A 26,716-nucleotide genomic window follows, 5' to 3' on the forward strand; every position below is an offset into this window, starting at 1 on the left:
TGTGAAGTATTTTTTTGACAGTTACTTTTTAATAATAAAGTTTTTGAGTCAAAAAAACCTTGAAGGGCACTTAGCCAATCAAGGTTCTCATATTCATGATGATAGTCCCCAAACACTTAACTCATAAAAATATTCCGTTCGTTCAATACACAAACCAAAATTAAAATCTTCTGCAACTAGGATAAAATCTCCATATCCAACTGAAAACTTTGTTAACTCAATGATTTTATTTAAGTGACTAAATACTTCATTAACATTAACCAACACTGCTTCTATTTCATTTTCTCTAAAAAACAATAGTCTTCCTTGTTTTGGGGTTACTTCGATATTATCAATAGTCTCATTTAACAATTGTATTGATTTTTGAATACGTTCTTTATAGTTATCTCCTTGCAATTGAATCTTATTTTTCCATGTGTTAAGTGACAAAAATACATTCTTACAAAATAAATCGTTATCTTCAATATCTAAAAGTGGTTCCTCTGTAAGATTCATGAAGTTTAATTCTTTTACCAAATTATTTCTCCTACTTTTTCTTTTTAACAGCTCCATTTTTGTTTTTCTTTCGTTACTCAGATTAATCACCTTTCTCATGGTCGATCCTTCGTTTTATAACCTACAAAATCTTCCGGGGAATGTCCAGGATACTGATTATATCTTCCTTTTTCCAATGGGCTTCCCTTCAAATCGTCAGCACCATGAAAGTGAGGACCTCTCCCGAATTTATCCTCTCTGTGCTCTATGATATATTTTTTCTTTCTATGTGATATAAATTTCAGTAAAGCATTATCTGATGCGTCCAAAGTTAAATTTTTAACAAAAGACAAAAACACTTGTTGCCTAAAACGGCAATCAAGTGCTTATGGTTAATCCTGTAATATAATCCTAAACATTACTGAACTGATCCTATAAATTCAGTAATAATAAGAATATGTTCCTTCAATTTGACCTTTTTTAGGTTCTCTACTTTTTCTGCTCCACCTAGACCTAGTAGAGGTGTATAGCCAAAGCACTCATCATAATCCAACTCATTATATTGTTTAAGCGCTTCGGGGTACGGTTGCCAAGACAAATCTTCATCTCTAAATTCTGAATCAGCAATATTTTGAAAGAAAAATTCAAATGTAAACATAATTGTCTTTACTATACCGTACCTATAATTAAGTAATCTTACATATCCATCTGACCAAATAATTAAGTCCCCCATACCCGTAGCAAACAAGACTATTGAATCCTTATATCTTTGACTACTCTCTTTCAAAATATCAATGTACTCTTCTGGGTTGACAATTTTAAAATATCCTTGCATAAATGTTCCAAATCCATAATTACTCCATAAATCTATTATTTCATTTGGCACTAGTTGTTTATACTTTTCAATAATTTCACTCGGCACTTTATTATGCAACCTAAAATCTTTTAAATATTGTTCCATTAAAGTCCCTCCCCTAATGTGTTAATTTTACGTTTAAATAAGTAGTTTTAAGTTGTTCAGGTTTCATGCTTTTTGTAATTTCCCTAATTTGTTCATCAACAATATCAATTCTATACCGCCATTGGCTACCTATTGATGAATTAATTCTCCTATCTCCCAAACCTCCTATTAATTCTGCCTTTCCACCTGCTATCTGGTCTGGATTATGTAATGCAGCTTGAGTATCTAACCATTCCTTTGCTTGTTTATTGGCTTGAGATAATGTTAATCCTTCTCTTTGTAGTTCATTTACCTTTTTCACATAAGCTTCTTCTCTAGCAGCTTGTTGTGCAATATTACCTTCAATTGCACGTCCTTGTTCTAGATACTTCTTACGTTTTTTTAAATACTCATCAACTGTAAGTTCATTCATACCTTTTTCTTGGTCTTTAAATTGTCTTGCAAACTCTTCGGAGTCATGTTTTACATTTCTATTAAAGTTCACATCAATTTTTTTTATTCTAGGTAAATCATCTAAATGCTTACTATTTCCCGTATCCTTAGTTATCTTCTCTCTACCTTCACTCTTCACCGAAAACATTTGCGGACGAATCTCACCGAGCGGTTTCGTTCCCATTCCAACAATCGGCAGAGAAGAATAGCCTGTCGACAGTTGATACTTATCAACAATAATCTGTGCGTGTGGGAAAAGATTTTGAATTGCTTTATGAATGGGTATCAATCACCGTTTTTTTTGACTGACAAAAGTTCCATAGTAGAGGCACAATGACGATTTTGATGCATACCCATCACCGCCCCTAAATCAGCATCATAAAGAACGATCTCATAAGTATGTCCCTTTCGAACGGCCACTTCATCCAAGCTTAACGTGATTTCATGATCTTTTTGCCTTTCATGGATGAATGCCTCCTGTTCCTTTGCTTTTTCATCATGAGCAACCGAATAGAAAATACGTTCCACTGTTGAGTAAGCTATTTTATATTTCCGGCTTATGTCTTGAATGGTTGTTCCGAGTACTTGTTCATAGATAAACTGGCGAAAACGGTGGGTATAGTGCTAATGTGATCCTACAGATTCAAAAGAAGAAGAAAAGACTTCTTTACAGTTTTGGCACCGATATCTTTTCATGTGAATAATAAGAAATATTGGTTTGTTTAATACAAACAAATCAAGTACTTTTCTTGTCCTCCTATCATGGACAGACGAGGAATGAAATCCACAATAGATAGATGCAGCGCTCTTTTTTCTTTCTTTTTTCTCTACATGAACAAAATAATGCGTATCAAAAATCTCACGTTTAACTACTTTAAATTCTGACAATTCTAGTAACACGGAAAACATTTTAGAACCTCCTATTAATGTTTGTTTGGTGCTAACATTATTACCAGGAATTCAAAAATGTTTTCCTTTTTATGTTATTTCACAAAAAGTGATGATGAATCCTTTTTAATATTTCAAAGCTATATCCTTTTCTTTCTTGCCCTTTGATGGAAATTCGAAAATATACTCGACACGGTTCAACTTTCACCATCAATATCCCTAATTTTTCTTTTTATTCATAATCAAAAAACCTTGAAAGACATATAGCCAATCAAGATAGTAATAGGAAAAGTTAACTTAAATATTATTTTTCTTGTCAATGTTTGTAATATCACATTTGCCAACATGAATCTCATAGTTTTTTTCTTCTAAAAAAATTTGGGCAATCCTACCCGTAGACTTGTCAGCTAATATTATATCGCGGTATTCTGATTTTTCCCAAAGCTCTTCAATTGCTTTTGTAAAATTCAACACTCTAACATTAGCCCATACGGGGAGTAAACAATTTGGAACCAGTATAAACCATTCTTTTTTTCCTTTTAGAAAATCTAAAGAACTTTCAAACCAAGACATATAATCATTATTGTCTCCAATAGGTTTTATATAGGTTGGATCAGAATCTATCTTACGAAATTGTTTTAATTGAAATTCAAATAATTTCACCCAATGTGAATCATAATCTTCAAAATCAATAAGCTCTATATATGATAATTGATTTAAATTTTTTTTAGCATTCATCAATGCTATTTTTTTTTGTATTTTTTTATTTTGATATGACATTACAATTACCTCGTTATCTATTGTAATAAATGTGATGGTCGCCATTTGGACCATAAATATTAGAGTATCTTTCTTTCTTAAAATCATATTCAAATGGATTAGCACCGTCTTTTGGTTTTCCTGCATGTGTATGTAGTCTTCCATCATTTATATGCTCCACAATAACCCTTTTTCCTTGAGGGGTATCGTATTCATAGTAACGCCCGTGATGAGTTGGATTTAAACTGTACTCGTAATTTTTATAGTCCCCACCTTTTTTTTATAAACATTATCTCCAACTTGCCATTGACGTGAAGGTTGTTGCGACCTGGGTATACCAGCTAAAATCCTTTGCTTTGTTGAATGCTTTTTTTTCTATTAAGGTTAACCGTATCCTTAGTTATCTTCTCTCTACCTTCACTCTTCACCGAAAACATTTGCGGACGAATCTCACCGAGCGGTTTCGTTCCCATTCCAACAATCGGCAGAGAAGAATAGCCTGTCGACAGTTGCTCTCGATAAAGTACAGGGACCTTCACCTTGCCCATTCCCGCTTTCGCTGCGTTGATCTTTTCTTGGATAAATTCTTTGCTGTATGGTTTACTGTTGTTCACTTTCGGCGATTTTCCAGGACTCTTTACGCTAGAAAGACCTTTTGCTCCTTTTAATAAGGTGCTTGGAATGAGAGACGGCAAGGCAGAACCAGTTGCATACATGATCCCTTCTTGTTCAACCGAATCTGTCACAACCTGTGCGACAGATTCCGCTGTACGAACAGGGTCTTGGATAAATTGTATCGCAGCCTGTCTATGTATCTATCAACGTAGATCAGCTTCTTCTTTTAAACTAATTGGTTTCAATTAGTTTAGATATTAGACGTTGAATAAGCACCTTTACATGCGCCATCAGCTACATAGAGGATCTATTCTTCATCATTCTGAGCGTAGCAGCCAGTACTGTTCTATGGATGATCAAGCTAAGTTGAAATCATACGCAATGGACGTAGGCATGAGTAGGAAAGGAAACTGTTATGACAATGCATGTATAGAATCGTTCTATAATACATCGAAGAAAGAGCTTATTTTTTTAACCAAATACAAAACGAAGAACAGGCCAAAAAAGAAATCTATGAATATTTCATATTCTAAAACTCAAAAAAATTCACTCAGATTCAGCCAATGGCTATTTATTGCCTTCTGAATACGAAACGTATGTACCAACGTGGGATTGCACGTTAAATACTAACCGTCTATTTCCTCTTAATTCAAGTACAGAACAGGTCTAACTCTGTATTTGAATGAAGAGGCCACCAAGCGAAAGCGCGGTAAAAAAAATCTTGTCTACTATATATTGACTTAATTCCAAACCCATTCTATTTCCCTTAAACAAATTTCCGTATAGAGTAGTTTATATAAAAGAAATACCCTTAAACTTCCCATTCAATTTTTAAATTATTTATCAATTCACTAAGTGAATTAGCAAGAAATTCATTTTCTTCTGTTTCATAATTTTCTATTAATATCTTCCCTGTTTCATTGTCAAAGATAATAGCCATATCTTCAGGAGAGGCAAATCCTATTTGTATATATCTAAATTCTCTCCCGTTATTCTCTTCGTATCGTTTCATTGTTTGAAAAAATCTTAATAGAGGTTTACCTGGCTCTACAGGTTCAAGATTAACTAATCGTGAACCGTAAAAGCCTTGTAAGTTTAAGAACCAGTACGAATTAAAATATTCTTTAATTACATAATGAATATTAATACCAAGTTCTTTTTCAATTTTTGTAAAGTCATCTAAATCAACTTTTTCAATAGGCTTCCAATAAACATATTCTTCTTCATCTGGACTACTTAAATACAGTAGAGGATCAATCTCTTCATCCCATGGCGCTTTAGGATATGTACCGTATTTTTTATCCCATACGCTGATAAGTTCTTTGAAATAATGATCTAATGCTTTTTTTTTTATTTCCATGCTATACCTCCAGAGAAATTACTTAATAAATACTTGAAGACGTTCAGCATTTTCCTGATCTTTCCCCCATATACCTATTCGTTTCTCAATATTATGGATTCCTCCACTCCCCGGATGCAACGGTTGTGGGATAGCCATTGCTTGACCACCACCACCAATATGATGATGAACTAAAGGTTTTCCTTTTAACCCGACAATATCATACTGAGGGGAATGTTTCCTAAAGATAGCATCATTTACAATAGCCCATCCATTATTAAGATTTTTGATGTTAGCATCACTAAAGTACTCAGGATGTAATCTGTATAATTCATTAAAATAATACTTATTATCTCTTAGCCATCCTTCTGAATTTGTATTTTGTTTTCCCACCTACCTATATAAGGCATATCTACAACAAGTTTTTCATCTGCTACTATTTTAGTAACATACGTTCCCCTTCTGGTAATTATTTCATACTCTTTATTTAAAACGGTGTCCTCGATACTACGATATACCCTTACCTGATGGTTTTGGATTACCCGTACCCCTACCTTCACTCTTCACCGAAAAAACATTTGCGGACGAATCTCACCGAGCGGTTTCGTTCCCATTCCAACAATCGGCAGAGAAGAATAGCCTGTCGACAGTTGCTCTCGATAAAGTACAGGGACCTTCACCTTGCCCATTCCCGCTTTCGCTGCGTTGATCTTTTCTTGGATAAATTCTTTGCTGTATGGTTTACTGTTGTTCACTTTCGGCGATTTTCCAGGACTCTTTACGCTAGAAAGACCTTTTGCTCCTTTTAAAGCTAAGGTGCGTAGTACTCCATGATGGTATAACCATCATGGAGTATGTATTTTCAAACACCCTTTTATTTTTTCTATCCACTTCACATGTACTTTATTTTTTATTCGTATATACTTGTGCGTATTTAAATGTAGCACCACGAACGTTAGTATATCTGTATATAAAATATAAATTAATATAATAGGCTTTATAAAATATAACCAAACTCATTTATTTACTGTAATGAGTTTTTAATGTTTAGCGCGCCCAGCAGGCCGTTAATTGCTAGTTGGTGAAAGTCCAACCTGAGTAAGTGCCAAGACGCTCAGTAGCTGACAGGCAACTGGTGGAGAAATCCTAAGGTTGAAGCCCTGTGACAAAGTAATTCATTCGTGAGTGCGAGCAACCTAGCAGTCGTCGTAACATGAAGTGAATCCTGCCGCCTCGTCAATTACAACCCTCGTTGAGGACAAAGGGAAGTTGAGCCTGGTGAACATGGGCGAAAACCATGGAAGGTGTGAGGAACTTGGAATTCAGCACTGAAGAATCCCTCGGGGTAAGGGGAACGACATGTTAGGAAAGTAGTTAACGGAACTGGGGATACCCTCCTCGGTCACTTCTAAAGAAGTAACACAGAAACCTATAAGCATGAAGCGAAGTGGTGGATGGACTGAGAGGGAGTCGGAGGGGGTCATAGTACCAATGATGACAATGCCAACACAACGTTGTCTAGGGAAGGACGGCAAAAGCCAATACCCTACTTCGTTCATATATTCAAGGAGGTAAGAGTCAGTGAATGCCAAGAAAATGGCTAACTACACCAATTATGCAAAAGCTCAAGAACTCTGGAAAACATTATACCTTTGTGCCAAGGAAAGCAAGACACGCCGGTTTCATGCCTTATATGATAAGATTTATCGACCTGATATCTTGTGGGAAGCATGGCAAAGAGTAAGAAGAAATCGAGGGAGTAGTGGAGTAGATTCTCAGACTATGGAAAATATTGAGATCTATGGGGAGGATAGATTTCTTAATGAGATTTATCTTGAACTGAAGGAAAATCGATATCATCCACAACCAGTTTTACGTACTTACATCCCTAAAGATGATGGAAAGAAACGTCCATTAGGAATCCCAACCATCAAGGACAGGGTTGTACAAATGGCAACCAAGCTAGTCATAGAACCTATCTTTGAAGCTGACTTTAAAGATTGTTCTTATGGTTTCCGTCCCAAAAGGAATGCGCATCAAGCCATAGCGAAAATCAGGAAAGAGAGCAAGAAAAGCTATTGGGTATTAGACGTCGATATCCAAGGTTATTTTGATAACATCAACCATGATAAATTGATGAAACTTGTAGAACAGCGAATTAGTGACCGCAAAGTGCTGAAATTGATTCGCAAATGGCTACAAGCAGGAATCATGGAAGAAGGAAAAGTGAGGAATTCTGTCTTGGGGGCCCCTCAAGGCGGTGTGATTTCACCATTACTTTCGAACATATATTTAGATGTGATGGATTCCCTCTGGGAAAAGAAATTCAGCCATCTAGGTTCTCTTATTCGTTATGCGGATGACTTTGTCATTTTGTGCAGGACAAAACAGCAAGCGCTAGAAGGTATACGAGTCATCCAAGCAATTATGGGAAAACTTGACCTCTCACTACATAAGGAGAAATCAAGACTCGTCAACATCTGGGATGACAGTGACGGATTTGATTTTCTGGGATTCCATCATCGAAAATTCCCCATTCGTAAAAAGGGTGGTCGAACATTCTTAATCATGAACCATGTCCCGAGTAAGAAGGCTATGAAGAAGATGCGAAAGAAAATCAAGGATTTTACGGAACCACGACATAAACTATTTATGGACATAAAAGAATTGGTGAAGGGACTGAACCGAAGGTTACAAGGATTCAAGAATTACTACCAACTTTCTCCAATGTTCAAGAGGTGGTTGAATCGCATTGACTGGTATGTGTTACAACGTTTAAATCTTTTTCATAACAAGAAAAGAAATAAACGACATAAACATGCCTATCTTCAAGATACAGTAAATAAAGTCCAATTCATATTGGTGAAATTAGCGAATTAAATCCGTAAAGCCAAAGGAAGAAGAACGTCGGAAAGCCGTATGAGGGAAAACTTCACGTACGGTTTGATGAGGGGGAGCAGGAAAAGGAATTGCCCTCTTGTCTGGCTTAGTAAGGTGGAACACCCTGAACCCCGAGGACAAAGAAGGCAGTATCTAATTCCTGTTTTCTACTCTACTTTATATTTTAGGAATATCAATTATGTTTCCTGGTGACTCACTAATAAGAATATCTGAAATACTTGGGTTGCTTTTTTTTAACTTGAATATTTGAATTTTTGTTAATTCAGGGTTAAATGATATATTTTGTGTTTTAAACTCCAAATTCATAATTTTATTTTGAAGTTTTAATATAAAAACTTTCCATTCTTGTAAAGGAGAATTCGAAACTTCCTCCGGACTTTCTAATAGTCGATATCCATCTGCATAATGAAACATTAGTAATCCCGTTCCTAAATCACAATCTTTATTTTCAAGAATTGCATTTGGTATATCAAATCCACTATTCCAATTATAATTTGCTGCAAAACAATGAAGGATTATTGGATTATTTATACTTTTTATTCGGCTAATTGTATCCTCTTTATTTGTATTATAAAGTAATTCTTCAAGCAAACTAATATCTTTATTTTCCATTACACCTTACCACCTTACTGATATTTACTTATTTTGTATTTCCAATTGTTTTAGCTTTCTTTCCCAAAGTTCTACTGTTGCACCTTGGCTTGGGTACAATGGTAAACCATTCCCCTGTAATTTTCTTAATTTTTTTTGCAAATCATATACCTGCTTTTGTAAACTAACAATACTTTGGTTAATATCCATTTTATTTAATGCTCTTGCAACTACTTCATTGTAAACAGAATGATATCCTCTGTGTCTAGCCATTGTACTTATATTATCATCTGGTACTCTTAGAAAAATACCGTTTGATGAGTCATCAAAGTTCATACCTATCTTTTTAATTACAGGGTTATCTGCCATTTCAGAAGGAATAATATGCTGTGCTTGATATCCACTCCATTTTGTTGAACGTTTAAGCCCCATTTCTGTTATCATATTTTTTCCTAATTTAGTAGAGTTCCCTCCTGTTACAACACCCGGAGTACCAGGAATAATCCTAATACCTTCACCTGTATCCTGAGTTATCTTCCCCCTACCTTCCCTCTTCACCGAAAACATTTGCGGACGAATGTCTCCAAGCGGTTTCGTTCCCATTCCAACAATCGGCAGAGAAGAATAGCCTGTCGACAGTTGCTCTCGATAAAGTACAGGGACTTTCACCTTGCCCATTCCCGCTTTTGCTGCGTTGATCTTTTCTTGGATAAATTCTTTGCTGTATGGTTTACTGTTGTTCACTTTCGGTGATTTTCCAGGACTCTTTACGCTAGAAAGACCTTTTGCTCCTTTTAATAAGGTGCTTGGAATGAGCGACGGCAAGGCAGAACCAGTTGCATACATGATGCCTTCTTGTTCAACCGAATCGGTCACGACCTGTGCGACAGATTCCGCTGTACGAATAGGGTCTTGGATAAATTGTATCGCAGCCTGTGTGTATGTATCAATCGTTTGATCTGCCTTTTCTTTTAATTTAGGTGGTTCGATTACATCAGGAATAACCCCTGATAATATCACTACACCTGCATCTTCCACAACGGTGACCAATCCCGTTACCATCCCGACGATTCCATTTGCCAGTCCCTTGATGAGATCGGTGGCGCCTTCGGTTATATTTTCGACGACATCTCCTACTCCCTCAAAGAAGTTCGTATATTTTCCCTTCATTTTTGCGGCTCGATCATGGTACACATCATCGACATTTTCAAATTTTTTTACTTTCATGTCGTATAGTTCCCACAGATCATCCATTTTGTTTTGAAGTTTGTTTCTAGTTGATTTAATGCTTGCTTGAATCTTTTCCATATTTCTTCTATTTATCTCGCTTGCTTTCTTTTCGGCATCGGTTGGATCATCAAACAAGTTTAAGATGGAAGAGGGTGTCTCGTAGCTTCGGTTTAATGCTTTCGTCACGTTTCTAGTGATGCCACTTTCTATTTGAGTGAGATTAATCCAAATATCATTTCGGTCGACTCGCATCATAGCATTTCTCGCAATCGGGGAAATGTAAACGGTTGTGTCTGCCACATAATTTTCGAATAATGACAAAAGATCGTTGATTTGTGTTTCGTATTTTTCGATTTTTTCCTGGGAACGATTGATCTTTTGATCCCATGCCTCGACACTTTTCCCCTGATTCGTTTGAATCGCTGTGGAAACTTGATCAAGCGAGTCTTTCATTTTTACAAGGGCATGCTTATACATATAAAGCTGTCCAATCATGTCATCTAAAATCCCATAATTTATTTGTAAGTCACGCTTCACGAACGATCGCCCCCAATTGCCTCTCCAAGTTCTTCGTCTACTTGTTTCATGCTTTCTAGCAATGTTTTGCCAGCTTGATAGATTTCTTGGAGCTGTTTGATTAAATCTTGATTGACATCATTATTCATGTTATCGAGGAGGACATCGACTTTGGCGATAAAATCGGAATGAAAGTTTTTTAAGCGATCCCTTGTGTTCGAGCGAAAGGTTGTCGTGTAGCTTGTAAACTCATTCATCCCAGTTTGTAATTGATTTAATGTTGTTTGAAGCTCTTCGAGATGTAATTTAATTTCTTGTGTTGATCCCATGAAAATCCTCCATTCCTCACAACTAGCGAAAGTGAATGGATTCTATGTTATTAATTAATTGAGTTAACTCCGTCACCATCTCATCCACGATCGCTCTCATCTCCTCTTCGACAGATGCATTTTCTAAATCCATATCTTCAAAGTTTTGCTTGATTTCATCAACGGCATCTTGTAAGTTGTTGATTATTCCAAAATCCCAGCCGCCGTACAATAAGCGATGGCAAAAATCAGCCTCATATAATCCCACTACACTTCACCTACTTTTTGTTTCGCTGCCATTTCCTGTTGAAGCTTGTTCATATCATGATGAGAAAACTCAATAGCGTTCATATCTTTTTCTACAATCAATTCTTGTTTCATCAAGAAAACAAAGGCTTCCTCCATCTCGTCTTTGTATCCTTGATGAATCACTTTCTTGATTAAAGGGGCGGTAAAATGAATTTGCGCACCTGCTTTTATCTCGCCGATCGGATACAGAACTCCGACATATGGAAAATAACTATGATCATTCTTTGGACTGACAAAACGACCAGTAATGACGACTTTAGAAGGAGATGTGGCATGACGATCTGGTTTAAAATACGCTGGATCCAACTCGACGATAGATCCGAGTGGCAGCACTTCCCTCATAATTTCAATTGTGTTTGATAACAGTCGGGCAAAAGCTTCCTCCTCTAGTGAAAATTGCTTCCCTAAATAAGCAATCGTGCAGGAAGTCCCTTCATATGTATATAAAATCGTCCTCTGACTACACTGAAAATCAAAGGCAGGGAGTTGTTTCTTATATGCCTGATAGAGCTGTTGCAATCCTATTTCCTCTTGCGAAAACAGTTGAAAAAATTCACGTATGTGATGACCAAACTCCAATCGGATCTCCTTTTGGAACGATTGGATAATTTGATCTACCTTCTTTAAAGCTAGCTCTTTCAATTGATTGTTAACTTGTTCAGTCATCAAGCTGCTCAACTCACTTTTTCTATTTATATTGTCTATATCAATCATAATGTTAAATTCATCCATTCTCCATACATCTATTTTCCTAGTTTTTTATGTGTATTTTTAACTAATAAATACTCAATTAGATATTTTAACCTAAAAATGATATTATTGGGGTATATAACTTTAAACATGTGCTGCTTGTTATTTAGAAGGAGATTTGGACTCACTAAAGAAGGAATTGTCGGATAGCTCCCAGTTGTAGATAAAGTTAATGTTTTAAGTAAATACCCTTCAGACTGATGTCGTTCGAGGCGCGCAGTACGAGGCGAAAGCGAATAAAACTCCATAAGTTGACAATGAAGAATGAGAGTGTTTGTCAACCGTCTGAGAGAACCAACTTGTAACTTAAAGTGTTCTAAAAGAATAGTGAAACCGCTTGTTTTCAACGTAGCGGAAGTCTTATATTTTATTCGTATTGTTATTTATCATGCACATATAATCAGTTAAAATGATTGTGGAGAAGTTACTATGAAATGATTGGGGGAGAAGCAATGCCGACAATTGATCTGCAAAAGAAAAGTGTGAATATTGTTTTAGAAAAAAACAATTAACGACAGTTACTGCTCGTGTTGGCTTAGTATTAGATATTACAGGGTCAATGAGGTCTTTATATAAGAGTGGAACAGTTCAAAAGATTGTTGAAAGAATTTTGGCGATTGCCGTCCAGTTTGATGATGATCAGGAGCTTGATGTTTGGGTATACGATCATGAATTTTCCCGATTAGGACAAATCACGGAACAGGATTTTGCAGGATATGTAGATCGTGAAATTTTGGGGAATGAACAGCTGCACAAGTTTGGGAGAAATAATGAACCGCCCGTCATGAAAGATGTTTTAAAAAAATATGTTGATGAAGAGCCGAGCTCACAACCTGCTTTTATTATCTTTATTAATGATGGCGGCTGTAAAAAGACAATCGAACCGATTATTGTCGGGTCTTCTAATAAACCAGTATTTTGGCAGTTTGTAGGAATAGGCAACGGTAATTTTGACTTTTTGAAAAAGTTGGACACATTGAAAGGGCGTTTTATAGATAACGCAATTTTTTTTACATATTAAAGATATTGATAAAATTTCTAATGATCAATTATATGATTTACTTCTTACCGAATTTCCAATGTGGTTAAAAGAAGCAAAGAAAAAAGGAGTATTAACAAACGAAGAAATAGGCTTAGTAGAAAAGAAGCCACAAAAGAAAAAGGGATTTTGGAGCTCATTATTTAAATAACGTCATCATCACTAATTTAGGAAATGTTGCTTAAACGAGAGGGGCTTACTTGCATCTTTAGCAAGTTACAGACTGACTGAGAGGAGATGAGGATTATTGTCATCTCCTCATAAGCGATTGAAATTATTCTTCGCCTTTTTTTCCGCTTTTAGGGAGTGAATCCCAGAAGGACGTATCTATTTCTTCGATTGACCCATCTGCAATCGCTTTCAAAGCAGCTTCCATTGAAATAACTGCTTGTTTAATTAAATAACCGTTGCTCTTTTGGCCGAGTACATAATCATCACGATAATGGTCTGCCATGCCACGCATTTCAAATAAAAGTGTTGCAATATTATATTGTGAGGCAATGCCATTTCGGCCAATGTTATTTGCTGTACCGCCGACATATTTTGAAAGTGTTCCGAACCCGCGTGCCTCAACAGTATTGTAAAGCACAGCTCCAAGTTTTTTGGATTTTTCAACTACTGCTGGATCGACTTGCGGATTCGTTGGATAAAGGATAGAGCCAGACACAAGCTGATCACTGTCACCTAAAGTATTAAGCGCACCTTGGTGATGAAAATCAATTAAGTAATCAATATTATATTTTTGGAGAATATTTTCGTGGAAAGCTTTTGTTTCTGGTTGCGCAAGGTCTAAATGATCACGGTTTAAATCTGCTTCGTTTGCATTATAACGTGTATGTGTACCGCTTACATAATCATCTAAAGAAAAATTAACGTCACCTTCGGCTCCATCTACGTTTAAGCGCGGTGCAATTAATACGTTTACTTTGCTTAAAATTTCTTTTACTTCTTTATTATTAGAGCTTAAATGTTGAATTAACTTTAAAGCACCTTCAGTTGTTAACGTTTCGTTTCCATGCTGCTGTGTAAGGAAAAGAATTGTTGGATTAGCAGGGTCACTCATAAATTTAACTAAATAAAGATCACGGCTCTTTACCGATTGACCGTACACTTCGAGTTCGGCTACATTTGAACGTGATTCAATTTTTTTAAGGAATTTAACCATTTCTTCATAAGTATGGAGTCTTTCATTTTTAATTGTTTCATTGCCATTGTAATTTGGTCCTTCACCAACAGCTCCAACAGGAGCCGCTACTCCACCTAGTAACAATGCTGTTCCTAATGCCCCTGAGATAACCACTTGTGTAACCTTCTTTTTCATTCGATTCCATCCCTTCGCTTTAATGATGTTTTTTCTTAAGTAAGCGCTAACAATTAGCGTCATGAAGCTTGACTATATATCATTCGAGTAATCTTCATCATTTCCTTTTAAAAAAATCAAAAATAAATATAATATCCTTTATAAATGAAAAATCAGGTTAAAAAGTAGGTAAAATTTCTTATGGGGAGATGGAGGGGGGAAGAATGTTAGTTATTTCAGTAAAAAATAAAGCAATCCCCCAATTAGGAATCGCTTAATTGTCTCAAATATTATGCTTCCCGTTTTTGAGCATCAAAAATGGGAATGTAAACTTCATCATTTTCAATAACAGGCTTAAAAATATCTAGCGGACGCGGAGGTGGTCCAGCGATGTTTATTCCTAGATCATCATATTTTCCGTCATGGCATTTACAATGAAAAGAAATCCCTTCAGTTCTTTGCTTTTCGGTTGCGATTCCGGCAGTACATCCTAGATGGGTGCAAATGGGCGACATGATTAATAGTTCATCTGTTTTTTCATCATAGTTGACATAAACAAACCCTTTATTTTCTTGTTCGACCCATGCATCTTTTATTGTTATTGCATAATCAACTTTTTTCGGAAAAGGGCCTTTTTGGAGTTCAGATAATGGACCAAGCTTTGCCATTGAACTTAAGTCTACTGTGTCTTTATTACATCCTGTTAAACTCATTGGAACAACGGAAACGGCTAATAGCCCTAAAGTGCTTTTAGCTGTCTTTTTTAAAAAAGTTCTTCTGTCCATGAAATCACCTCCTACCTTTTATTATAACTATGTGTTTAAGTGATAACTTGAGCAATTATGAAGATATTCATACATTTTATAGTGTAAATAAGTGAGAAATGACGGTCTATCTGTTCTTTACAGCTGTTTTTTGTCGGCAGTTTGCCCTTTTAAGTAGGTAATTCCTTTCAGGAAAAGCTGTACGAATACTTCAGCAAACACAAGCCCCATTGCAATAGCGCCTGAAATCATGAACGCCTTTGCGGCTAGTGGGATCGCTCCTAAATAGTCATTTCCAGCCACATGCCGCATCGTATCATAAGACAATCCGCCAGGAACGAGCGGGATAATACCGGCAACACTGAAAATAATCATCGGCATCTTATACCTTTTAGCCATTACATGACCGATTAATGCAACCGCAAAAGCCCCAACAAAAGAGGCTTGAACTGCATCGACTCCGAAATCGGCAAGTAGAATATACGAAATCCATCCGATCATACCGACAAATCCGCATTGGATTAATGATTGGCGCGGAGCATTAAAAATAACGCCAAAGCTTGCGGAGGCAATAAAGCTAAGCAGAAGATGTGTAAGGATGTAAACCATTTCAAATTCGCTTCCTCTCTAAGTTAAAATAAAAATACCGCCGCTACACCTGCTCCGATTGCAAAGGCTGTTAAAAATGCTTCAGCACCTTTCGATAGACCGGAGACGAAATGCCCTGCCATTAAATCACGAACTGCATTTGTAATTAAAAGTCCTGGAACGAGAGGCATAACTGAACCGATAATAATTTTATCAAGCTGTTCCCCAAAGCCGTATGTTACAAATAGAACAGCCAATAATCCAATGACAAATGAAGCCGCAAATTCTGCAAAAAATTTAACTTTTGTGAAATGATGAATAAGCAGAAGACTAGAAAAGCCAATACCGCCAACTGCAACTGCAGGAAGAAAGTCACCCCAAATACCTTTAAACATAATTAAAAAACAACCGCTTGCAATGGCGGCAGCGAAAATTTGCAGCCATATAGGAAAAGCTAAGTTCGCATCATCTAGTTTTTTTAAAGCTTGAAACGCTTCATTAATTTGCAGTTTACCGCTTGCGATCTGACGGGAAATTTGATTTACTCGGGCAACCTTTTCTAAATCTGTCGAGCGTGTACTAATTCGCACAAGCCTTGTTGGATTTAATCCATCCATTGAAAAAATAATCCCTGTAGGCGTAACAAAACTATGAGTATTCGTAATGCCGAAGGATTCGGCCATTCGTGTCATCGTATCTTCTACACGATATGTTTCAGCTCCGCTTTGCATCATGATGCGGCCAGCGAGTAAGCAAACTTCGATGATCGTCTTTATTTCCAGTTCAGCGAGTTCAATATTATTTTCCTTCATGATATCCGCACCTCTAGCTTCACACGTTATTATGATGATCAATCATATAGCATCTTCGTCTACGGGGCAATGGAAAAATGGAACGATGAAAACACGTATGAACATGACGAAAAAAAAACGACTATGCCTTCATTATATTATTTAAAAGCTTCTCCATTCATTTCATTATTAAGGAAACGTATCCGATCGATTATAGTCTAGCAAACTAGGGGATGATAAAAGAAAAAAAAAATGATGAGAGTTAATTGACATTTATTAAGGATAGATGAAAAAAAATAAAGAAAAATCACATTGATTTACTTACTAATTTATGCAAAAAAAAATTGATCATAACGACTATATATTTCTAATTGAGCGAAAGTGTAGTTTTCTGCCTAAAGCAGCTTGAATGAGATGATTCAAAAAGGGATGAAAGCGATGGAAAATGATAATGTTTTTCTGATTTTTATGCTTGCTTTCATTGTCGCTTTAGCTGCTGCGAATTTTTCTATAATTAGTGGTCCAAAGTATATGTTTTATACTTTACTAGAAGTGGCACTTTTAGTTCCAATTGGTATGTTAGTTATTTATGCTATAGGGAATATCATTGATAAAATGTTCATTAAAAGATAACGATTATAAAGGAACGCACCGTTTAAAAAAGAAGCTTGTTCCTTTCTGACTGTAGGTAAAATCAAGTTTGCCTACAGTTTTTTCTGATTTAAAATTGAAGTAGCGACGTCGATGCTCTCAATTTTGTATTATTTATATATAAAACTTGTTATTAGAGGAGCATTCCTGTAATTAAGGAAATTTGAGGATTGCACAAAAAAGAGCCCCCTTGGTATGATACGAGGTGTCCCAAGCTGATCAGCAAAAGGGACCCTTAATTGATACCCAAGGAGGACTCAAAATGAATTATACGCAAAATCAAAAGATCTCGCAAATCACACCATCAACTCTGATTATTGGCATTGATATTGCCAAAGACAAGCATGTCGCACGCGCTCAGGATGACAGAGGCATTGAGTTTGGCAAGCGCCTAATCTTTGAGAATAGAATCCACGGTTTCCAAAACCTTCTGCAATGGGTGGAACGCCACCAGAAACAGAATGAGAAAGACCGTGTGATCTTCGGCGTTGAGCCGACAGGGCATTACTGGCTGAATCTGGCTTATTTTCTTACTGCCAAGGGGTATGACTTTGTTTTGGTCAATCCCATGCATGTCAAGAAAAGCAAAGAACTGGATGACAACTCTCCAACCAAAAACGATACGAAAGATGCCAAAGTGATTGCACAGCTGATTAAAGACGGGCGATACTCCGTACCCAATCTCTTGGATGGTATTTATGCCGAGCTGAGGGAAGGCGTCAAAATAAGAGATCAGCTCGTCGAACAGCTTATGATCACAGAAGGCCGTATCCAAAACGTCATCCAACGTTACTTTCCGGAGTTCTTCGATGTCTTCAAGGACTGGAAAGGAAAAGCAGCCCTTTGTACATTAAAGCTGTTTCCGTTCCCTTTGCAGATCAATGAAAAGACATCTGAGGAAGTGCTTGCGGCATGGAAGCCGTTTGTCCAAAGGGGCGTAGGCATCAAGAAGGCAACGAAGCTGGTGGAGACAGCAAAGAAGAGCATCGGCGTTCAAAATGGCATCCAGTTTGCCAGGCGTGAAATGGATTGTCTGCTTGAGCAGTATGAACTTTACAATGAACAATTGGAACAGTTGGATCAAGAACTGGAAGGCCTGGTGGAAACCATGCCAGGAGCCAAGGAAATGATGGTCATCAAAGGCCTGGGCCCAACCACAGTCGCTTTATTTTTCGCTGAGGTGGGTGATATCACGAAGTACAGCCATCCCCAGCAGCTCGTAAACCTGGCAGGGCTGTCATTGCGTGAACATAGTTCAGGAAAATTCAAGGGGCAAACAAGGATCACCAAGCGAGGCCGAAGCAGGCTTCGAAGGGCCTTGTATGTGGCGATTCGTCCATTGGTTGCACACAACCCAACCTTCAAAGCCCTGCATCATTTCTATACCAAACGCCCTGACCGCCCTTTAAAGAAACAGCAGTCTCTGATTGCCCTGTGTTGCAAGTTGTTGCGTGTCTTGTTTGTCATCGGTAACAGACAGTGTGAATTTGATGGTTCCAAACTATTGCAAGGTCTGCCCCAAATAGAAACGTTACAGGCAGCATGAAACAAGTAAAGTAACTCCTTAACTACCTGCTTCATTCTCAAAACAAACACCAATAGCGCAGAGCCGGAGTTTATTTACACCATTCGGGGGCATAAGACCCAGCAGAGGAGCATATCCGGCCTCCACCTCATGGATACGCAGGACGAAGGAATGTATGGACCCGATCCGGAGAGACATAGGAGGGTGAGCGACCGTGAGTCGTGTGGAGACCTTACGCGCGGTTATACCTTTTGTTTACCAAACTTATCCAGTTTGGTCGTTAGGATGGACCATACCATGCAAGAAAATTCTGTCTATATCCACTTTAAGGTGCAATAGCAATTAGGTGTAAATCAAGTCTCTATGAAAATTTGAGAATGAGAAAGTATTCAAGAGATAATTTAACTTTATTGAAGGAGGAGTCTAAATTGGGGTGTATTTTATCTATTTTTGATGTCATAATCGCACTTATTTTATTTGGATTATCGCTTTATTTTGGAGCGTTGACGCTGATCGAGGCATTTACTTTAGGGGATCAAGGAGCTTTAGTGAATGTTTTTATGTATTTTGGATTGTGGTTAGTGATAAATTATATTCTCGGTTTTCTTTTTGATAAAAGATGGAAGGAAGTTGACGGGGGAGATAGTTGGATACTAGATTTGCTTTTACATTTCACGGTGTTTATATACATAGCAATCAATTGGATTGTGCGGAAAATTTTTAGAATCAATCGTGAGCAAAAAAGTAATTGAGTAATTGAAAGGAGTGGATCATAAACTATATTATCAAGATCCGTACAGACAATCGTTTTCAGCCAAACTACTGAAGCAAGCGATAGATAATCAAGGGAATCGTTATGTTGTTTTAAGTGAAACAGCATTTTATCCGACAGGGCGGAGGACAGCTTTCAGATAGAGGAAACATAAATAATGTCGACGTAGAGACGGATTTTTTAATCGGTTGACCAACTAACCTAAAGATAAAGGCTTAAATTCGCAAAAAACCTCGCCGTCGAAAGTGTAAGTAAGCGAAAATAAGCCTTCTTTATATACTGTAGATAAGCGCGCAATTTTAATAAGATCAATCTTTATTAATCCAAATATAATGAACAAACTTTAACTTCTGACTATTCATTTCAAATTTTTTATCACTGGTTTCTGTACGCTCAAATCCGTTTTTCTCTAAAACCTTTTGAGATGCTATATTATTGGTTGTTGTTTTCGCCTTAACTTGTTTTATGCCTAGCTCGATTACTGTTTCTAATAATAATTTCAATGCTTTTGTAGCAACACCTCTTCCAATATGCTGTTGTCCTACTCTATAGCCTAAGTGACCGATTTTATGAGATTCATCAATATCAACTAAATTGATCCTTCCAAGAATAGAACCATTTTGATCTTTAATTAAATAGAAATTTGAAATCCCTTTAGCTTGATCTTCGAGTAAGGTTTCATGCCTTATTTAAAAAAACTCTGCCTTATAATAGTCATCTCCCCGAGTAGGTACCATTTCCTCAAAAAAGGTTCTGTTTTCAAATTCAAACTTATACAAATCTTTCGCATCTGTGCTATTTAACTTCTCAATTACTATATCCATGTATAATCCCCACCTATGATATCTTTACTCGTAAAGGCTGCCATATAGAATGCTTCACGGTCCTGCTGATTTTTGGAAAAAGTAGGAAGGTTATCCTCAATCATATTCTGAAGCATTATTCTGCTCATCAAACTACCCCCTTGTCGTTTACTTTATGTTCGACTACTTACGAATAAACCCTTCTCTTACTTAACAAAATGGCCCTAGAATGAAAAATGAGCGCTGATCCTTATTATAGGATTGCGCCCTTTAATTGAATTTTGACATTCGTTTAGTTCAAGGAAAAATATAAAATTAGTCCCATATTTGTGGTCGATCAATCCCCATTGTCCTCATATAGTCTAACAACTGACCAGTGTGAACAGATTCGTGGTAAGCAATACGCAATAACATATCCCCAAGTGTTCTAACATAACCAACATCAGATCGGTCTATTTTTATATTCTCTAAATCACTTAAGCTAATCGACTTTATGTATTTTAAGAATTCTTGCCGATAAGGCTGTGCGAATGCAAGTTCATCATCTACCGTTGTGAATTCCCTATTTTCAAATGGATTAGATAGGGTAGATAATGCCTTACTTCCTCCTCCTAAAAGAACTTGGTGATAAAGAAACTCCCCTTCTAATAAATGTCGAATCATTTCGGCGCAAGTAAGAGCATCTTCATCTGGCTTCCAATTTAACTTTTGCTGAGGTATTGCCTTCCAAACTTTTATACTCCTTCGCCTTACCTCCTCAAAGTTATAAATTATTAAATCATTGACGTTCATTTAAAATTCCTCCCAATATTTTTTTATCGTTCTTTTATAAATTGAAACATCTGAACTCCTCCTTTTTGTATAAAGAAGTTCATTTAAATTAATCATTGTATTCTTAAAAAAGTTTTAAACGTTTTGAAAACAGTGTACCACATCATATAATCTTTTTTAAAATAATGGTCATTAATATTAGTACTTGCTTATATTATTTTTTAATTTTATAATTTTAAAAGGTTATAGATTAATATATAGTAGTAATTACTTATATAAAGGGGAATGGAATTGCGAGAGTTTGTCGATGCCGAAGATTTTTTAAAAGCACTGGGTGAGGAAACACGTTTAAAAATCGTTGCTTATTTAACGATGGACTGTTTTTGTGTTTGTGAATTAGTGGGATTACTGCAAATGAGTCAGCCGGCTGTTAGCCAGCATATAAAAAGATTAAAGCAGTCGGACATTATCAATGAGGAAAGGAGAGGCAGGTGGATCTATTATTCGTTAAATAAAGAGAATAAAAGGTACCCCCTTATTCTTCATTTCGTTAGCACTCTTCCTTATTTAACCATTAACATTAATAGAAATATGTGTGAATAACCATTAGGAGTGTTTGGATGACGACAATATTGGCGATTATCATCTTTTTATTAACATTAATTTTTGTTATTTGGCAGCCGAAAGGTTTATCAATTGGTTGGTCGGCTTGTAGCGGTGCGCTATTAGCCTTGTTAGTCGGAGTTGTTTCATTTCAAGATGTCGTAGATGTAACGGGAATAGTTTGGAACGCGACATTAACATTTGTTGCTTTAATTATTATTTCATTAATTTTAGATGAGATTGGTTTTTTTGAATGGGCTGCTTTACATATGGCTCGGTTTGCAAACGGTCACGGGATGAAAATGTTTTTCCTCGTCACGCTACTAGGTGCGCTTGTTGCCGCGTTATTTGCAAATGATGGTGCAGCGCTCATATTGACACCGATTGTATTAGCAATGGTGAAAGAATTAGATTTTAAGGAAAAAATGTTTTTGCCATTCATAATGGCTTCAGGCTTTATTGCTGATACGACTTCACTTCCTTTAGTAGTCAGTAATTTAGTCAATATCGTTTCTGCTGATTTTTTTGATATCGGGTTTCTTCAATATGCTGCGAGAATGATTGTTCCAAATCTTTTTAGTTTAATCGCAAGTATGGTTGTTTTGTACATTTTTTTCCGTAAAAATATTCCGCGAAAGTACAATGTTGCTCAATTAAAAAAACCTAATGATGCTATTAAGGATATGAAGATGTTTCGCTTCTCTTGGTTAGTGTTAGCGCTTTTGTTAATTGGGTATTTTACAAGTGAATTTCTTCAACTCCCAGTATCGATCATTGCTGGAGGAATTGCCGTCATTTTTTTATTGATTGCTAGCGGGCGTTCGGCAGTAGAAACGAAAACAATTTTAAAAGGCGCACCTTGGGCAATTTTTTTTTTCTCAATCGGCATGTATGTTGTAGTTTATGGTTTAAGAAATGTAGGGTTAACGAGTTTATTGGCGGATGTCCTTCAAAGTGCAGCGGACGAAGGTTTATTTGCTGCGACGATGAGTATGGGTTTTATTGCCGCTATTTTATCGTCAATGATGAACAATATGCCAACGGTGATGATTGATGCGCTAGCGATTGCCGATACGAATACTTCCGGCGTTATAAAAGAAGCGCTTATTTACGCAAATATCATTGGTTCTGATTTAGGACCAAAAATTACGCCGATCGGTTCACTTGCGACATTATTGTGGCTCCATGTTTTAAATACAAAAGGCGTCAAGATTACGTGGGGATATTACTTTAAAGTCGGAATTTTATTAACGATTCCAACGTTATTTATGACGTTAGTCGGGCTCTATATAACGTTATTGTTATTTTAAAATGAGAAGGATTGATGTTCATGTCGAAAAAAGTAATCTACTTTTTATGTACAGGAAATTCTTGCCGTAGTCAAATGGCAGAAGGATTTGCAAAACAATATTTAAAAGATAGATTTGAAGTGTACTCTGCGGGAATCGAAGCACAAGGATTAAACAAAATGGCTGTGAAAGCAATGGAGGAAATTGGGCTTGATATTTCAAAGCAAACATCAACAACAATTGACGATGATATTTTAAATAAAGCTGATTACGTGATCACATTGTGCGGTGATGCAGATGAACATTGTCCAATGACCCCTCCTTGTGTTAAAAAGTGGCATTGGGGTTTTGACGATCCAGCGAAAGCACAAGGAACTGAGGCAGAAAAATGGGCATTTTTTCAACGTGTGCGTGATGAAATCGGGGTGAAGATCAAAAAATTTGCAAAAGAAGAACAATAATATCGAAGAGATAGAAATTTCAGTGATGAGGATATAAATTCTTCAATTAAGAAGAAGACTGATCGTGCGAACGCTAATGTTACTTGTTTCGGATTGATTTGAATTCATTTCTTTACATTGCTTGATCACGCTTGTTAGTCGAGGTAAGCAGCATGGGGCGAAAGAGAATAGAACAGTCGTCCATGGGTTGCAAACCGTTAGTTCACAGTTGTAACGGTAAGTTTATTTCAAAAAAGGTATGGTTGTTGTAGCTTTTATTCAGGAGGTGTTTTAGTTGGAATTTGGGAGCAAGCTAGTGATGCTACTCAAGAAGAATTAGCCAAGCAGTTGCATGTACGCAGGCTGTTTATAAATGGAAAAACAAATAAAAGCTATCCTAATATTCACAACCTTATTAGAATTGGTGATATTTTTGCTGTTACTATTGATGATTTAATCAGAAATGATAAAAATCTCCAAGATCAAATAAGTATTGATAAAGTAAAATCGTTTGAAACTTTCTCTGACCCAGGTTTTTATATAGGAATTGCTTTAATTTTGAGTTCTTCTTTGATGAATTATTATCTATTATTTCATGATTGCCGAACTTGTATCTAACGCCTTTTTAACAGATATGATGAAATCAATAAAATAACTTTTTTAAAAGCTGAATTGCACTGCACGTCTCATTGTAAAAATCTTTAACAATGAGACTTGTAGTGCGAATAAGGCTATTCGGAGCACATCTATTTCTTTATATATCCATCATTTAGGTATGAATCAGGTTAACATTTCTCCAAAAGTAACTTACAGTATAATCTTTGCTTTCAGGGCTTCAAAAGAGTAACAAGGTTCATTGTCTTAATTAAACGCTTTATCTATGTGAGCGTTTGTGATGGGTGAATTAAAGTAGTTTCAATGATTTATCGCTTTAGTCAGATCTTCAAAATACGTCATTATTTTCTTAGGTACATTTGAAAGTCAGTTTTGATAGCGTTTATAGGTATTTGATTGATTCGGCTTCATACATATTAAAGAATTGTTCTAGCCTGTCCAAGTCGAACGTGTAGCATTATATGGTTATCAAAATCTGTAACATCTTTACATCATGTAAGAAGTACATAACGGTCGTTCATGCGTTGTCAGCTTTTTTTGACTGACACGTTTTGCCGATTAGCTTTTCATATTTTTTCTATCACTTCTTTCTATCAACTTGTATAAACCCACAACACCTCCTCATTTTGGGTATTCCAATTACGCATAAAACTTTAAGTTTCCACACGATATTGAATAGAGTGTAATATGTAGAACATTTCAAAGTTTAAAATCGTCATTATTTTGGGTTAACTATTTTCACCTAGTCAAAGCGTGACTATTCACAAGATGAATAAAAATATGTTACATTACTTAATAGATGTTATTTAACAATGTGGACAATCCGATATAATAGCTTGGAACTTGCAAATGTCTATCGTAAAAGTTTAGAATGTAGTCGGTTACTGCATAAAGAAAAAAGGGAATCATCATGACAGATAAACCCCACTAATAAGTGAATGCTTGAAAAGGAATTTAACAAATAAGACGCAACTTAATGAGTACATGGCGATGATAGGAAATTTAGGCTAAGTGGGTGGAATAATAATGGAAACAAAAAAAGCGTTACCTATTTTATTTTTAGTTATGTTTTTAGTAATGGTAGGATTTGGGATTATTATTCCTGTCCTTCCGTTTTATGCCGAGAAAATCGGAGCAAGTCCTACGGAACTTGGACTTTTGATGGCTGTTTATTCGTTAATGCAACTCATTTTTGCTCCGATGTGGGGGAGAATTTCCGATCGAATCGGGCGTAAGCCTGTTATAATGATCGGGATTGCAGGATTAGCACTGTCTTTCTTTTTAATGGCGATTTCTAATCAGCTTTGGATGTTGTTTGCCGCGAGAATTATCGGAGGCTTTTTATCTTCTGCTAACATGCCGACGACGATGGCCTACGTAGCGGACATTACAACGCCAGAAGATCGCGGAAAAGGAATGGGGATTATCGGTGCTGCTGTAGGGCTAGGATTTATTTTTGGTCCAGCTATTGGCGGGATATTTTCTGAATCGAGCTTAACGACTCCGTTTTATTTAGCGGGCGCTTCTTCGTTAATTACTTTCTTTCTTGTCATGTTTTTATTAAAAGAATCATTATCAAAGGAAAGCAGACATCAAGCTGTTACGAAGAAAAGATCAATGTGGAAGGCTTTTACTGGCCCAGCATCGATTTTGTTTATCTTACAGCTGTTTATTTCTTTATCTCTATCTGGTTTAGAAGCTACTTTCGCTTATTATGCTGCAGAGAAGGCAAATATTGGTACGAAACAGTTAGGTTATATTTTTATGATTATGGGTCTTGCTGGGGCATTTGTTCAAGGTGGTTTAGTAGGCAAGATGACGAAAAAGTATGGAGAAGGAAATGTGATCCAAGTAGGAATTATTATTTCTGCGATCGGTTTCGGTTTGATTTTACTCGTTAATAATTTCACTACCGCAGCCATTTTTTTAACGATTTTCGGGATTGGCAACGGGGTCATTCGCCCAAGTGTTTCTGCTTTATTAACGAAAACATCAACAGCAGGGCATGGAAGTGCAACTGGATTGCTGTCATCTTTCGATTCGCTCGGAAGAATTGTTGGTCCGCCGTTAGGAGGCTGGCTGTTTTCAATCGGTTCCGGACTTCCATACATTTCCGGTGCGATTTTATCAGCAGTCGCCTTTATCCTCTATCGAGTATATAGTCAAAGAGCAAAAAGAGTACAAACGGCATAATGGTTAAAACAAAAAACATTCCGATAAATGGAATGTTTTTGTTGGTGCGCCCGGCATGCGCATGAACTATAGGGTGCAAGTCCCGAACCCCGAAGACAGAAGTAGAGGTTAGCCAAGAGCAAGGGTGTCCGTGGTGACATGGAATCTGAAGGAAGCTGGAGGCAAAACACCGATCCGAGGAACACGAATCTCATACAAGGCTAGATATGATTGAGTGAGTTTGCCAAACAAAATAAAGCTCTTTCTGTCGAAGGTCATATCAAGTAAATGAGGCGGATAGATGGTGTGAAAGTGGATGCGCTTACCCGGGGAGGTCTGACAGAAACGTGAAGTTCCCTTCATAACCTACTTGGTGACAAGTAACTGAACTGTCAGAAGTCAGCAGAGGTCATAGTACGAGTTGGTCTAGAACAACTTGGAAGGACTGAACAATTAAGAAAGAATAGCCCTTGGCTTTCCAGTTTGGATGAATGAACACAGAAAACAGAGAAACCTCACG

31 protein-coding genes and 3 pseudogenes are annotated in these 26,716 nt (G+C 36.7%); 10 read left to right on the plus strand and 24 right to left on the minus strand.

All coding sequences use genetic code 11. From position 1 onward, the window contains the following. Positions 1–93 precede the first annotated feature (93 nt). The 12 genes and pseudogenes from K6959_RS18055 to K6959_RS18105 all read right to left on the minus strand — a co-directional run bounded on the left by K6959_RS18055 (position 94) and on the right by K6959_RS18105 (position 6,223). Positions 94–594: a YxiF family protein gene (locus tag K6959_RS18055; protein WP_246234736.1), complete on the minus strand. Its 501-nt coding sequence runs from the start codon at positions 592–594 to the stop codon at positions 94–96. Next, entirely contained in the window at positions 591–833 is a 243-nt protein-coding gene (locus K6959_RS18060) for an HNH/endonuclease VII fold putative polymorphic toxin (protein WP_163242444.1), read from the minus strand. The genes K6959_RS18055 and K6959_RS18060 overlap by 4 nt, the downstream gene beginning before the upstream one ends. A gap of 59 nt (positions 834–892) precedes the next feature. Beyond that, positions 893–1,435 (minus strand): T6SS immunity protein Tdi1 domain-containing protein, encoded by a 543-nt coding sequence (locus tag K6959_RS18065; RefSeq protein ID WP_163242443.1) that lies wholly within the window; start codon positions 1,433–1,435, stop codon positions 893–895. A 13-nt stretch (positions 1,436–1,448) separates the two neighbouring features. Next, the gene (locus K6959_RS18070) at positions 1,449–2,156 is read right to left on the minus strand and encodes a polymorphic toxin type 15 domain-containing protein (protein WP_262421828.1); all 708 of its coding nucleotides are present in this window, start codon (positions 2,154–2,156) and stop codon (positions 1,449–1,451) included. Then, complete coding sequence (locus K6959_RS18075) at positions 2,153–2,395, minus strand: hypothetical protein (RefSeq protein WP_262421829.1); 243 nt, start codon at positions 2,393–2,395, stop codon at positions 2,153–2,155. The genes K6959_RS18070 and K6959_RS18075 overlap by 4 nt, the downstream gene beginning before the upstream one ends. A 96-nt stretch (positions 2,396–2,491) precedes the next feature. Next, positions 2,492–2,776 carry a transposase family protein gene (locus K6959_RS18080; protein ID WP_223087228.1) on the minus strand — a complete coding sequence of 95 codons (285 nt, stop codon included), beginning with the start codon at positions 2,774–2,776 and terminating at the stop codon, positions 2,492–2,494. A gap of 276 nt (positions 2,777–3,052) precedes the next feature. Then, the gene (locus tag K6959_RS18085; protein ID WP_223087229.1) at positions 3,053–3,535 is read right to left on the minus strand and encodes a hypothetical protein; all 483 of its coding nucleotides are present in this window, start codon (positions 3,533–3,535) and stop codon (positions 3,053–3,055) included. Between the two features lie 13 nt (positions 3,536–3,548). Then, positions 3,549–3,710 (minus strand): annotated as a pseudogene (locus K6959_RS19475) (HNH/endonuclease VII fold putative polymorphic toxin); the annotation flags it as partial. A gap of 145 nt (positions 3,711–3,855) precedes the next feature. After that, entirely contained in the window at positions 3,856–4,230 is a 375-nt protein-coding gene (locus K6959_RS19480; RefSeq protein WP_262421830.1) for a hypothetical protein, read from the minus strand. 710 nt (positions 4,231–4,940) lie between these two features. Next, positions 4,941–5,489 carry a SecY-interacting protein Syd gene (locus tag K6959_RS18095; RefSeq protein WP_223087231.1) on the minus strand — a complete coding sequence of 183 codons (549 nt, stop codon included), beginning with the start codon at positions 5,487–5,489 and terminating at the stop codon, positions 4,941–4,943. A gap of 18 nt (positions 5,490–5,507) precedes the next feature. Further along, positions 5,508–5,861 (minus strand): hypothetical protein, encoded by a 354-nt coding sequence (locus tag K6959_RS18100; RefSeq protein WP_262421831.1) that lies wholly within the window; start codon positions 5,859–5,861, stop codon positions 5,508–5,510. A gap of 170 nt (positions 5,862–6,031) precedes the next feature. Then, a complete protein-coding gene (locus tag K6959_RS18105) occupies positions 6,032–6,223 on the minus strand; it encodes a hypothetical protein (RefSeq protein ID WP_223087233.1) in 192 nt (63 codons plus the stop codon). 826 nt (positions 6,224–7,049) lie between these two features. Between K6959_RS18105 and ltrA the strand changes: the two genes are divergently transcribed. Further along, positions 7,050–8,348 carry a group II intron reverse transcriptase/maturase gene (gene ltrA / locus K6959_RS18110; RefSeq protein WP_223087234.1) on the plus strand — a complete coding sequence of 433 codons (1,299 nt, stop codon included), beginning with the start codon at positions 7,050–7,052 and terminating at the stop codon, positions 8,346–8,348. A gap of 177 nt (positions 8,349–8,525) precedes the next feature. Here the strand turns inward: ltrA and K6959_RS18115 are convergent, their stop codons facing one another. From K6959_RS18115 to K6959_RS18135, 5 genes are read right to left on the minus strand one after another with little or no spacing between them, the layout of a single operon-like run. Next, entirely contained in the window at positions 8,526–8,981 is a 456-nt protein-coding gene (locus K6959_RS18115) for a DUF4274 domain-containing protein (protein WP_223087236.1), read from the minus strand. A gap of 24 nt (positions 8,982–9,005) precedes the next feature. Beyond that, positions 9,006–10,727, minus strand: a complete 1,722-nt coding sequence (locus K6959_RS19485) for an AHH domain-containing protein (protein WP_262421832.1) — start codon at positions 10,725–10,727, stop codon at positions 9,006–9,008. After that, positions 10,724–11,035, minus strand: coding sequence for a hypothetical protein (locus tag K6959_RS18125; protein ID WP_163243498.1), 312 nt, complete (start codon positions 11,033–11,035; stop codon positions 10,724–10,726). The genes K6959_RS19485 and K6959_RS18125 overlap by 4 nt, the downstream gene beginning before the upstream one ends. A gap of 22 nt (positions 11,036–11,057) precedes the next feature. Further along, positions 11,058–11,282: a hypothetical protein gene (locus tag K6959_RS18130; protein ID WP_223087238.1), complete on the minus strand. Its 225-nt coding sequence runs from the start codon at positions 11,280–11,282 to the stop codon at positions 11,058–11,060. Then, a complete protein-coding gene (locus K6959_RS18135) occupies positions 11,282–12,055 on the minus strand; it encodes a DUF4176 domain-containing protein (RefSeq protein WP_223087240.1) in 774 nt (257 codons plus the stop codon). Before K6959_RS18135 ends, K6959_RS18130 begins: the two co-directional genes overlap by 1 nt. 470 nt (positions 12,056–12,525) lie before the next feature. Here K6959_RS18135 and K6959_RS18140 point away from each other — a divergent pair. After that, positions 12,526–13,263: pseudogene (locus tag K6959_RS18140) on the plus strand (vWA domain-containing protein). A gap of 123 nt (positions 13,264–13,386) precedes the next feature. Here K6959_RS18140 and K6959_RS18145 read toward each other — a convergent pair. The 4 genes from K6959_RS18145 to K6959_RS18160 all read right to left on the minus strand — a co-directional run bounded on the left by K6959_RS18145 (position 13,387) and on the right by K6959_RS18160 (position 16,576). Beyond that, the gene (locus tag K6959_RS18145) at positions 13,387–14,433 is read right to left on the minus strand and encodes a M14 family zinc carboxypeptidase (protein WP_163243495.1); all 1,047 of its coding nucleotides are present in this window, start codon (positions 14,431–14,433) and stop codon (positions 13,387–13,389) included. 269 nt (positions 14,434–14,702) lie between these two features. Then, positions 14,703–15,197, minus strand: a complete 495-nt coding sequence (locus K6959_RS18150) for a QcrA and Rieske domain-containing protein (protein WP_223087241.1) — start codon at positions 15,195–15,197, stop codon at positions 14,703–14,705. A gap of 117 nt (positions 15,198–15,314) precedes the next feature. Next, positions 15,315–15,785: a threonine/serine exporter family protein gene (locus K6959_RS18155; RefSeq protein WP_163243493.1), complete on the minus strand. Its 471-nt coding sequence runs from the start codon at positions 15,783–15,785 to the stop codon at positions 15,315–15,317. Between the two features lie 23 nt (positions 15,786–15,808). Next, a complete protein-coding gene (locus K6959_RS18160) occupies positions 15,809–16,576 on the minus strand; it encodes a threonine/serine exporter family protein (RefSeq protein ID WP_163243492.1) in 768 nt (255 codons plus the stop codon). 417 nt (positions 16,577–16,993) lie between these two features. Here K6959_RS18160 and K6959_RS18165 point away from each other — a divergent pair, with 417 nt between their 5' ends. The 4 genes from K6959_RS18165 (at position 16,994) to K6959_RS18180 (ending at position 19,646) form a co-directional block, all read left to right on the plus strand. Continuing rightward, positions 16,994–17,188, plus strand: a complete 195-nt coding sequence (locus K6959_RS18165; protein ID WP_223087243.1) for a hypothetical protein — start codon at positions 16,994–16,996, stop codon at positions 17,186–17,188. Between the two features lie 280 nt (positions 17,189–17,468). Further along, positions 17,469–18,752 carry an IS110 family RNA-guided transposase gene (locus tag K6959_RS18170; RefSeq protein WP_223087245.1) on the plus strand — a complete coding sequence of 428 codons (1,284 nt, stop codon included), beginning with the start codon at positions 17,469–17,471 and terminating at the stop codon, positions 18,750–18,752. Positions 18,753–19,159: 407 nt separating this feature from the next. Beyond that, a complete protein-coding gene (locus tag K6959_RS18175) occupies positions 19,160–19,483 on the plus strand; it encodes a hypothetical protein (RefSeq protein WP_163243479.1) in 324 nt (107 codons plus the stop codon). 13 nt (positions 19,484–19,496) lie between these two features. Beyond that, complete coding sequence (locus tag K6959_RS18180; protein ID WP_223087246.1) at positions 19,497–19,646, plus strand: hypothetical protein; 150 nt, start codon at positions 19,497–19,499, stop codon at positions 19,644–19,646. A 165-nt stretch (positions 19,647–19,811) separates the two neighbouring features. On the opposite strand, the pseudogene K6959_RS18185 reads toward K6959_RS18180, so the two are convergent. The 3 genes and pseudogenes from K6959_RS18185 to K6959_RS18195 all read right to left on the minus strand — a co-directional run bounded on the left by K6959_RS18185 (position 19,812) and on the right by K6959_RS18195 (position 21,098). Beyond that, positions 19,812–20,327: pseudogene (locus K6959_RS18185) on the minus strand (GNAT family N-acetyltransferase). After that, on the minus strand, positions 20,318–20,455 hold the full coding sequence (locus K6959_RS18190) for a hypothetical protein (protein WP_223087248.1): 138 nt from the start codon (positions 20,453–20,455) through the stop codon (positions 20,318–20,320). The pseudogene K6959_RS18185 and the gene K6959_RS18190 overlap by 10 nt, the downstream one beginning before the upstream one ends. A 166-nt stretch (positions 20,456–20,621) precedes the next feature. Continuing rightward, a complete protein-coding gene (locus K6959_RS18195; protein ID WP_163243482.1) occupies positions 20,622–21,098 on the minus strand; it encodes a DinB family protein in 477 nt (158 codons plus the stop codon). Positions 21,099–21,368: 270 nt separating this feature from the next. On the opposite strand from K6959_RS18195, the gene K6959_RS18200 reads away from it, so the two are divergent. The 4 genes from K6959_RS18200 (at position 21,369) to K6959_RS18215 (ending at position 26,217) form a co-directional block, all read left to right on the plus strand. Further along, the gene (locus tag K6959_RS18200) at positions 21,369–21,680 is read left to right on the plus strand and encodes an ArsR/SmtB family transcription factor (protein ID WP_262421833.1); all 312 of its coding nucleotides are present in this window, start codon (positions 21,369–21,371) and stop codon (positions 21,678–21,680) included. 17 nt (positions 21,681–21,697) lie between these two features. Continuing rightward, positions 21,698–22,990 (plus strand): arsenic transporter, encoded by a 1,293-nt coding sequence (locus tag K6959_RS18205; RefSeq protein WP_223087251.1) that lies wholly within the window; start codon positions 21,698–21,700, stop codon positions 22,988–22,990. Between the two features lie 20 nt (positions 22,991–23,010). Beyond that, the gene (gene arsC / locus K6959_RS18210) at positions 23,011–23,430 is read left to right on the plus strand and encodes an arsenate reductase (thioredoxin) (protein ID WP_223087253.1); all 420 of its coding nucleotides are present in this window, start codon (positions 23,011–23,013) and stop codon (positions 23,428–23,430) included. Between the two features lie 1,620 nt (positions 23,431–25,050). After that, on the plus strand, positions 25,051–26,217 hold the full coding sequence (locus K6959_RS18215) for an MFS transporter (protein ID WP_163243486.1): 1,167 nt from the start codon (positions 25,051–25,053) through the stop codon (positions 26,215–26,217). Positions 26,218–26,716 lie beyond the last annotated feature (499 nt).

The organism is Bacillus aquiflavi, from assembly GCF_019915265.1.
Classification (GTDB): domain Bacteria; phylum Bacillota; class Bacilli; order Bacillales; family Cytobacillaceae; genus Bacillus_BT; species Bacillus_BT aquiflavi.

Bases quoted from the DNA above. Each gene is read 5' to 3' on its own strand.
- K6959_RS18205 (WP_223087251.1), top strand. From the start codon at position 21,698: ATGACGACAATATTGGCGATTATCATCTTTTTATTAACATTAATTTTT.
- K6959_RS18095 (WP_223087231.1), bottom strand. From the start codon at position 5,489: ATGGAAATAAAAAAAAAAGCATTAGATCATTATTTCAAAGAACTTATC.
- K6959_RS18215 (WP_163243486.1), top strand. From the start codon at position 25,051: ATGGAAACAAAAAAAGCGTTACCTATTTTATTTTTAGTTATGTTTTTA.
- K6959_RS18065 (WP_163242443.1), bottom strand. From the start codon at position 1,435: ATGGAACAATATTTAAAAGATTTTAGGTTGCATAATAAAGTGCCGAGT.
- K6959_RS18190 (WP_223087248.1), bottom strand. From the start codon at position 20,455: ATGAGCAGAATAATGCTTCAGAATATGATTGAGGATAACCTTCCTACT.
- K6959_RS18165 (WP_223087243.1), top strand. From the start codon at position 16,994: ATGGAAAATGATAATGTTTTTCTGATTTTTATGCTTGCTTTCATTGTC.
- K6959_RS18145 (WP_163243495.1), bottom strand. From the start codon at position 14,433: ATGAAAAAGAAGGTTACACAAGTGGTTATCTCAGGGGCATTAGGAACA.
- K6959_RS18085 (WP_223087229.1), bottom strand. From the start codon at position 3,535: ATGTCATATCAAAATAAAAAAATACAAAAAAAAATAGCATTGATGAAT.
- K6959_RS18155 (WP_163243493.1), bottom strand. From the start codon at position 15,785: ATGGTTTACATCCTTACACATCTTCTGCTTAGCTTTATTGCCTCCGCA.
- K6959_RS18055 (WP_246234736.1), bottom strand. From the start codon at position 594: ATGAGAAAGGTGATTAATCTGAGTAACGAAAGAAAAACAAAAATGGAG.
- K6959_RS18135 (WP_223087240.1), bottom strand. From the start codon at position 12,055: ATGGATGAATTTAACATTATGATTGATATAGACAATATAAATAGAAAA.
- K6959_RS18115 (WP_223087236.1), bottom strand. From the start codon at position 8,981: ATGGAAAATAAAGATATTAGTTTGCTTGAAGAATTACTTTATAATACA.
- K6959_RS18080 (WP_223087228.1), bottom strand. From the start codon at position 2,776: ATGTTTTCCGTGTTACTAGAATTGTCAGAATTTAAAGTAGTTAAACGT.
- K6959_RS18125 (WP_163243498.1), bottom strand. From the start codon at position 11,035: ATGGGATCAACACAAGAAATTAAATTACATCTCGAAGAGCTTCAAACA.
- K6959_RS18170 (WP_223087245.1), top strand. From the start codon at position 17,469: ATGAATTATACGCAAAATCAAAAGATCTCGCAAATCACACCATCAACT.
- K6959_RS18160 (WP_163243492.1), bottom strand. From the start codon at position 16,576: ATGAAGGAAAATAATATTGAACTCGCTGAACTGGAAATAAAGACGATC.
- K6959_RS18150 (WP_223087241.1), bottom strand. From the start codon at position 15,197: ATGGACAGAAGAACTTTTTTAAAAAAGACAGCTAAAAGCACTTTAGGG.
- K6959_RS18195 (WP_163243482.1), bottom strand. From the start codon at position 21,098: ATGAACGTCAATGATTTAATAATTTATAACTTTGAGGAGGTAAGGCGA.
- K6959_RS19480 (WP_262421830.1), bottom strand. From the start codon at position 4,230: ATGTATGCAACTGGTTCTGCCTTGCCGTCTCTCATTCCAAGCACCTTA.
- arsC (WP_223087253.1), top strand. From the start codon at position 23,011: ATGTCGAAAAAAGTAATCTACTTTTTATGTACAGGAAATTCTTGCCGT.